The organism is Neobacillus niacini (assembly GCF_000759675.1).
Classification (GTDB): domain Bacteria; phylum Bacillota; class Bacilli; order Bacillales; family Cytobacillaceae; genus Neobacillus; species Neobacillus niacini_A.
In genome coordinates this window covers 1,325-3,939 of record NZ_BAWM01000107.1, presented here as the reverse complement: position 1 = coordinate 3,939, position 2,615 = coordinate 1,325, and the positions used below count along the sequence as shown (strand labels likewise).

Here is a 2,615-nt window from a genome sequence, read left to right as displayed (position 1 = left end):
GCGTTAATTGCGCAAGCACGGTTCTGGGAGGGGGGAGAACACAATCTACCGTAAGGTAGAGAGGTTCTCTTCTACTCGACTAGTGGAACAAAAAAGATGAAATCCATCTCCTTTTTATGGCACATTTGAACCAAATAGTGGCGAAAAGGGCTTGAAAAACGTGGGTAAAAAATATGCTCTTTTATTATTGCAGGCGGTGAAATGTAGGCTGCCCAAAATGTTTAAAACTATAAAAGAATAATAAAATAAGCCTAATAATTTTTTTTAGAGGTGAAATTTCAATTATGAAAAGCAATTGGATGATTTTACTCTAAGTGATTGAATTCTTACGATGTCGCAGTAAGAGGAAGTTTACAACTATTGTGAGAAAAAAATACGTTCCACAAGAGAACGTAATGATTATGAAAGACTATTTTCCAACAAATAAATTAAGTCCTAATATCAAGATTGAAATGATGAAAAAAACAAATTTTAGAACTGACCCCTTAGGTCCTCTTTTTATGTCAAGTTCTGGTTCTTGATCTTCCATTTATGCACCTCCAATTTATAAATGATGTATCAAAATAATAATATGAAAATTAAGTAATTCTGTTTGGACAACCTATTCAGTTTTTTGAATTTTCCAAGAAAGTTATTGAACAATTCGAAGAAAGTGAGCCATAAGGTACGTAAGTAATGTTATTAATTTCGTAAAGATAAAAGGGAAGATATACCTAATAATTTTTTTCTACCTTGAACAAAATTAAACAAAAAAACATATCCTAACAATAGGTAGTGCACATAAAAAAGACCGTGACTCGAACGACACGGTCAAAAACCAACGCTAATGGTGAATGAATAATCCATCCTCGTCTGCAAACACAGGGTGGTTTATTTTTTTATATTGACTAAACATATGGACATCACTCTTTCTTTTACTAATGTTGAGTGAATTATTATCTCAAGTTTCACTTCGTTGTTACGGTAAATTTATCGTTTTGATATGCTCTACATTCCGATATACCCGTTCCCCATCGGCTGTTATTAGAGTGATTTTGTTATTTCGAATCTTTTGGAGTACGCCTATTTTTTCAGTTTGGTCTCCACCATCAATAATCACTAGTTGATTTTCCAGCCTTTTCAACTGTTCATCAAAAGATCTGGCTAAAGGAGTAGATATAGGCACAAGGGGTAGATTTTCCTTGTCTAAGGAATACGGTGTTGTATTAGGTGAATACGGAATTAGCCATTTAACATGATTCATCGAAATAAACATTGATTTGTACACAGGGGAGTGAAAAACAAAATAGTTGTTCATAATGCTGGTTATATAGCCATGAATGGATTTATCCCCTGTCACATAAATCTGGGTAAACAAACCTTTAGCAACCGTTAATGCTTTTCGAAAGGAGATAACATCCGTTTCAATCGGTTTTTCTGCTGGAGGGTTATTGTTTAAATCTTCTTCTTCTAAACTGGTTTCTTTTAATCTTTGAACATGATTAAAGGGAATGTAGAAATAGGAATGATTTTTGTTATTGTAAATGACGATGATGTCAAGTCCACTATCTACCAGGATTCCTTTGTGGAAATTTCCTCCTGAAAGTTCAACTTCAATTTTTTTCCCTATCAAATCAACAAAATCTATAAGCATCTTAATTCTCCTTTTTTCTCAAAAGTCTTAATGTGAAAGGGTGCCTCCAAAAAGCCAAGAAACCCAATAATATAAAACGACTAAGGTAAACAATGTAGCAGGTGGTATGACGACGACTGTGATTTTTATATACTGTAACCAACTGATCATTACTTTCCCTTTCCTAACGATATGCATCCACATCAGCGTAGCAAGTGTTCCCATTGGAAGCAGTAACGATCCCATGTCGCTGCCTATGACGTTCGCCAGATAGGCAATTTTCAATTCGAGTAAACTTAGATCCATATTCATTAACGTGAGTGTTCCAACCATGAGAGCTGGGTGATTATTAAAAATATTGGAGAGTACAGAAAGTAGGGTACCCATCATGACACTCGCATGGAGCAGGCTACCAGAAACCATTGGCTTCATGAAAGTGATTAACCAGTCTGTTAAACCAATGTTATTCAGACCGTAAATAATGACATACATACAGAAAGCGAAAACGATAATATACCATGGTGTTTTTTTCAGCATATCACCTGGAGGTATTTTTAAATAAGCCCATCTCCAACCTAAAAGAACAAGCGAGCCGATAACAGCCATAAGAGAAACGGGAATGTTCACAAACGAAGCGACAAAGAGACTACAACGGACAGCAAATACGAATAGAAGAACATTTCGCATAAATCTAGAACGGGCTTTTTCCGAAGTATGCTGAATTCCTAGTTGTGTTTTAAGTGGGTGGTAGGTAGACCTTGACAGACCCGAAACATTTGTAGGAACGGTTTTCGGTAACTCTTTTTTAAAGCGAAGAAACAAGAACCAAGTCAACAGTAGTAATCCTAGAGTAGCAGGAACAAACATCATCGCCGTATGCAACCATAAATCCATATGGACGATTTTTAGAGCGATCAAATTTACAATGTTACTTACACCAATTGGAGCACTTGAAGCAGTCGCAATTAAGGCACCAGACAGCAAATACGGAATTTTCTGACGG

Annotated in this window: 2 protein-coding genes; both read right to left on the bottom strand. The window is 35.8% G+C overall.

What is annotated here, in order from left to right:
* Positions 1-958: 958 nt before the first annotated feature.
* The gene (locus TR08_RS24115; RefSeq protein ID WP_045522586.1) at positions 959-1,633 is read right to left on the bottom strand and encodes a hypothetical protein; all 675 of its coding nucleotides are present in this window, start codon (positions 1,631-1,633) and stop codon (positions 959-961) included.
* Between the two features lie 27 nt (positions 1,634-1,660).
* Positions 1,661-2,615, bottom strand: a 955-nt coding sequence (locus tag TR08_RS24110) for an ArsB/NhaD family transporter (RefSeq protein ID WP_045522584.1), incomplete at its 5' end; no start/stop codon positions are given.

Excerpts from the sequence above, each read along its gene's own strand:
- TR08_RS24115 (WP_045522586.1), bottom strand. The coding sequence starts at position 1,633 with ATGCTTATAGATTTTGTTGATTTGATAGGGAAAAAAATTGAAGTTGAA.